3 protein-coding genes, 2 pseudogenes and 1 riboswitch are annotated in these 4,613 nt (G+C 63.3%); of the genes and pseudogenes, 3 read left to right on the forward strand and 2 right to left on the reverse strand.

Annotation, left to right across the window (positions count from 1 at the left end; translation table 11 throughout):
* Positions 1–72: 72 nt before the first annotated feature.
* Complete coding sequence (locus tag EN879_RS25100) at positions 73–1,296, reverse strand: MFS transporter (protein WP_063167668.1); 1,224 nt, start codon at positions 1,294–1,296, stop codon at positions 73–75.
* A gap of 120 nt (positions 1,297–1,416) precedes the next feature.
* On the opposite strand from EN879_RS25100, the gene EN879_RS25105 reads away from it, so the two are divergent.
* Both EN879_RS25105 and EN879_RS25110 read left to right on the forward strand, forming a co-directional pair.
* Positions 1,417–2,025 carry a TetR/AcrR family transcriptional regulator gene (locus EN879_RS25105; protein WP_013532796.1) on the forward strand — a complete coding sequence of 203 codons (609 nt, stop codon included), beginning with the start codon at positions 1,417–1,419 and terminating at the stop codon, positions 2,023–2,025.
* Positions 2,026–2,309: 284 nt separating this feature from the next.
* Positions 2,310–3,293 (forward strand): hypothetical protein, encoded by a 984-nt coding sequence (locus EN879_RS25110; protein ID WP_063167669.1) that lies wholly within the window; start codon positions 2,310–2,312, stop codon positions 3,291–3,293.
* A gap of 122 nt (positions 3,294–3,415) precedes the next feature.
* On the opposite strand, the pseudogene bluB reads toward EN879_RS25110, so the two are convergent.
* A pseudogene (bluB, locus tag EN879_RS40160) lies at positions 3,416–4,141 on the reverse strand (5,6-dimethylbenzimidazole synthase); the annotation flags it as partial.
* A 2-nt stretch (positions 4,142–4,143) separates the two neighbouring features.
* A riboswitch (cobalamin riboswitch) is annotated at positions 4,144–4,324 on the reverse strand.
* A gap of 121 nt (positions 4,325–4,445) precedes the next feature.
* Here bluB and EN879_RS40165 point away from each other — a divergent pair.
* A pseudogene (locus EN879_RS40165) lies at positions 4,446–4,613 on the forward strand (histone deacetylase family protein); the annotation flags it as partial.

Genomic DNA, 4,613 nt, shown 5'->3' on the forward strand with positions numbered 1-4,613 from the left:
CAAGAAGAGTCAATATTTCAGGCCCGGCTGCCTAGAGCGGCGCGCCCGGCCTAAGGCCCGGGCGCGCCGGAACTATTCCGCAGCAATCGCGGCTGCTTCGCATCCGTCCGTCTCGCACTCAGCCGTGGCAAGGCTGCGCTGGCCAAGCAGCACCGTGGCCAGCGCGATCGTGCCTGAAGCCACAGAGACCCAGAACCCGTTCTGGGCACCGAACGCATCGACCACCGCGCCGGCCGCGAACGAGCCGAGCGCCATGCCGATGCCGATGCCGGTCATGACCCAGGTAATGCCTTCGGTCAGCATCGCCTCCGGCACATGCCGCTCGATCAGGCCGAAGGCGGTGATGAAGGTCGGCGAGATCGCCACGCCGCTGATGAACACGGTCAGCGCCAGCAGTGGCACGGTGTCGGCGGTGAGCGGCAACAGCGTGCCGAGCGCGACGAGGGCGACTGCGATGGCCAACTGGCGTTGCAGCGGCGCCTTCAGGCTGAGCGCGCCGACGATGATGCCGAGCACGAACGATCCCAGCGCATAAACGCCGATGACAAGGCTGGCGGCGCCGGGCTGGCCAAGCTCCTTGGTGATCGCCACGGTGCTGACTTCCGTCGTCGCGAAGGTCGCGCCGATGAAGATCAGGGCGAAGGTGATGATCTGAACCGGCCGCAGGCGGATCGCCGAGCCGCTTGAGCCATGGTCCACCGGCCGCACTTGCGGCTCCGTCGAGCGTTGCAGGATGAAGGCCGCTGATCCGAATGCGAGAAATAATGTGCTCACCAGAACGCCGGCTTCCGGGAACAGGGCAGCACTGAGACCGACCGATAGCGATGCCCCGGCGATATAGACCAGTTCATCGGCCGCGGACTCGAAGGCGAATGCGGTGTTCATCTGCGGCCGTCCGCGGAAAATCTCTGTCCAGCGCGCCCGCACCATCGCCGGCATGCTTGGCATGGCCGCGGCCAGTAAGGCCGACACGAACAGCGTCCACACCGGCCAGTCCTGGTTGGCCGCCGCTATCAGGACGGCGAAAGCCAGCACCGCGATGATGGTGGTGGGCACGACGATCCGTGTCTGGCCCAGGCGGTCCACCAGTCTGGATATCTGCGGCGCAACGAAAGCGTTGGCCAGCGCGTATGTTGCCGAGACGGCTCCGGCCAGCCAGTATTCGCCACGCGTCTGCGACAGCATCGCCACGATGCCGATGGGCGCCATGGCGATCGGCAGGCGCGCCATGAATCCGGCGGCCGCAAAGCCCTTGGTTCCGGGGGCACGAAAGATTTCCGCATAGGGATTTTGCATGGGTGGTTCCTCGACAAAGGACGATTCGGCAATTACATACGAAGCGTATGATTGTTAAATAGAGCATACGCCGCGTATGTCAATTGGCATACGTTACGTATGTGAATAGGGCCAGAAGCCATGCACAGACCCCGCAAGGAGATGATCGCCGAGACGCGCGCAAAGCTGATCGCGGCGGCCCGCCATGCCTTCGGCACAACAGGCTATGCGGAAGCCTCGATGGATGATTTCACCGCTTCGGCCGGGCTGACGCGCGGCGCGCTCTATCATCATTTCGGCGACAAGAAGGGGCTGCTGCAGGCGGTCATAGCCCAGATCGACGGCGAAATGGCGGCGCGCATCAATGAGGTCGCGTCGAGAGCGCCGACCCGCTGGCAGCATTTCGTCGACGAGTGCTCGACCTATATCGAGATGGCGCTGGAGCCGGAAATCCAGCGCATCATGTTCCGGGATGGCCCGGCCGTGCTGGGGGATCCAGCGCAATGGCCGAATGCCAGTGCGTGCATCGTGTCAATGACCGACCATCTGACCGCGCTGCAGGAGGAGGGGGTCGTTGTCTCGAGCCTCGACCCCGAGACGGCCTCGCGACTGATCAACGGAGCGAGCAGCCAGGCAGCGCAACGGATCGCCAATTCGGACGACCCCGAAGCGACGTCCAAGAAGGTGGTGACGGCGTTCAAGCAACTGCTCGAAGGCCTGCTCAAGAAGCCGGATCCGCAGTCGAATTGAAGTTCCCACCGGAGCTTTTCGTGCCGGCAGCTGTTCCCGATAGGAATTTTTTCTTGACACCTGCCCTCAGCTAAGGTACATATTCGTCCATGGTGCTGATTTGCGCCGGTGACCCGCCGCACAGGCGGGTTTTTCGTTTGATGCTCCGTCAGACAATGCGCCGGCGAAAGGCTGCGAAAGAAAACCGTTGCCCAGAATTCGTCGCCCTGTGGTGCCAGGGCCGGCAATTGACAATCGCCGGGTTGAGTTCATCCTCTTCCACCATCTCTGAGGCGGAGGGGCACATGTGGGATTTCGAGATCGGCCGGTCGGTGTCCATCATGATGCGGACCTGGCCGTTCATCGTCTTTCGTATGATCGTCTATTTCGGCATCACGCTGGCCTACATCATGGCGACCGGCACCGGTGCCTCGGTCGGCTATGGCGTCGGCCATATCTCCACCGATCCCGACGGGCCCATGTCCTTTGCCCTGTGGGGCGGCGTGGTCGGGTTTGGCATCGTCTCGATCGCGGTCTACTGGATCCGCGAATACATCCTCTATATCGTCAAGGCCGGCCACATCGCCGTCATGGTTCATCTGATCGACGGCCGCGACATTCCCGGCGGTCAGGACCAGATCGCCTACGCCAGGGATGTCGTCACCCAGCGTTTTGCCGAGGCCAATATCCTTTTCGTCGTCGACCAGCTCGTCAAGGGTGCCATCCGCGCCATCACCGGCCTGCTCGGCGGTATCGCCGCCTTCCTGCCGATACCGGGCCTGAGCGGCCTGGTCTCCTTCATCAACACGGTGATCCGCCTGTCGCTGACCTATGTCGACGAGATCATCCTCGGTTACAACATCCGCATCAATTCAGCCTCACCCTTCGAGACGGCGCGCCAAGGCGTCGTGCTCTATGCCCAGAACGGCAAGGTCATGGTCAAGAACGCCGTCTGGCTGGCGGTCATCATGTGGGGCGTGTCGTTCGTCATCTTTCTGATGATGCTGGCGCCTGCCGGCGCCATTCTGTTCCTGATGCCCGGCCAGCTCGCCGGCTGGGCCTTCGTGCTCGCCATCGTCTTCGCCTGGGCATTCAAGGCGGCCTTCATCGAGCCTTTCGCCATCGCTTGCCTGATGCAGGTCTATTTCAAGACCATCGCGGGCCAGGTGCCGGATCCGGCCTGGGACGCCCGGTTGGCCGAGGCGTCGTCGAAGTTCAGGGAGCTCAAGGACAAGGCGCTCGCCTCCTTCGGCGGTTCGCGCTGGGGTACGGCCGGCGCCACACCCTGATCGGCCGGGCAGGTGGTGTCTGGTGAGGCAGAAACGGTGTTGAGGCGCGCCACGGTGGACTTGAGCTGTGTCTCGCCTTGCCCGGAAAACGTCTCGCTCATGATCAGTTCCGGCAGCGGCAGCCGCCGTCCCCAACCATGCGTTTCAAGGTCCGGTTTGGAAGCGAACTCGGAAACACGGCCGACGCAGAGATAGGCGATTGGCGTTACGTGATCCGGAATGGCCAACAGCCGCTTCAGCGCCTCAGCCTCGATGATGCTCACCCAGCCGACGCCAACGCCCTCGGCACGCGCGGCCAGCCAGAAATTCTGCACCGCGCAGACGGTGCTGTAGAGATCCATCTCCGGATTGTGCCAGCGTCCCAGCGGCGAACCCTTCGAGCGCTGCCGGTCGCAAGTGATGCAGATGTTGAGCGCGCTCTCGCAGATGCCTTCCAGCTTGAGCTTGCGGTACAGCGCCTGTTTTTCCGCCTCGATCGCCGGCAGTTCCTGCTCGCGCGCGGCCAGGAACAGGTCGCGCACCTCCGCTCGTCGTCCGGCATCGCGAATGACAATGAAATTCCATGGCTGCATGAAGCCGACCGATGGCGCGTGATGGGCGGCAAGCAGCAGCCGCGCCAGCACGTCGTCATCGATCGCGGTGGGCAGGAAATGGCTGCGCACGTCGCGCCGCGTGAACATGGCGCGATAGACCGCATCGCGCGCATTCTGGTCGAATCCATCGTCAATGGCAGCGGTCATATGTTCCGGCATCGCTTGTCCCCTTGCGATTGCAGATTCAAAACGGTCAGAGCGTACTTTGTGCGTCCAAATGGACGCACGTCGCTCTGATGCCACCCGCCCGACCATGCGGATGACGATGCCTGCCAGGCCGGTCTTCTGGCTTGGGATCAACCCGCGTCCGGTGCCTTCCCGTCATCGACAGTGGCATTTACCGGCGCGGTCCCCCTCACAGCGTTGGGCACGCCACGGAATTCAACCGTGTTCCCGATTCTCCCGCTTGCGGCGGGCACCAGGCAGTGCCAAGGACTTTACGCCGAAGCGCCGGCGAGGCCAATGCCTGCGGCGACACGAATGGACGCAGGCGCGATTTTCCCCAGTCATCGGCCGCCCGTGCATGGCCTTTGTCGATCCGGGTCACTAGATTAGGACGATGACCACCCGTCTCTACACGCATCCGATCTTCCTCGAGCATCTCACGCCGCCCGGACATCCCGAGCGGCCCGACCGCCTGCGTGCCATCGAGCGCGTGCTCGACGAGGAAGCCTTTGCCGGGCTCGATCGTATCCAGGCGCCGGAAGGCGACGAGGCCACCATCCTC

The sequence above is a fragment of the Mesorhizobium sp. M7A.F.Ca.AU.002.02.1.1 genome, assembly GCF_003998535.1.
Taxonomy (GTDB): domain Bacteria; phylum Pseudomonadota; class Alphaproteobacteria; order Rhizobiales; family Rhizobiaceae; genus Mesorhizobium; species Mesorhizobium ciceri.

Coding starts and splice junctions, on each gene's coding strand:
- EN879_RS25110 (WP_063167669.1), top strand. CDS start 2,310: ATGTGGGATTTCGAGATCGGCCGGTCGGTGTCCATCATGATGCGGACC.
- EN879_RS25105 (WP_013532796.1), top strand. CDS start 1,417: ATGCACAGACCCCGCAAGGAGATGATCGCCGAGACGCGCGCAAAGCTG.
- EN879_RS25100 (WP_063167668.1), bottom strand. CDS start 1,296: ATGCAAAATCCCTATGCGGAAATCTTTCGTGCCCCCGGAACCAAGGGC.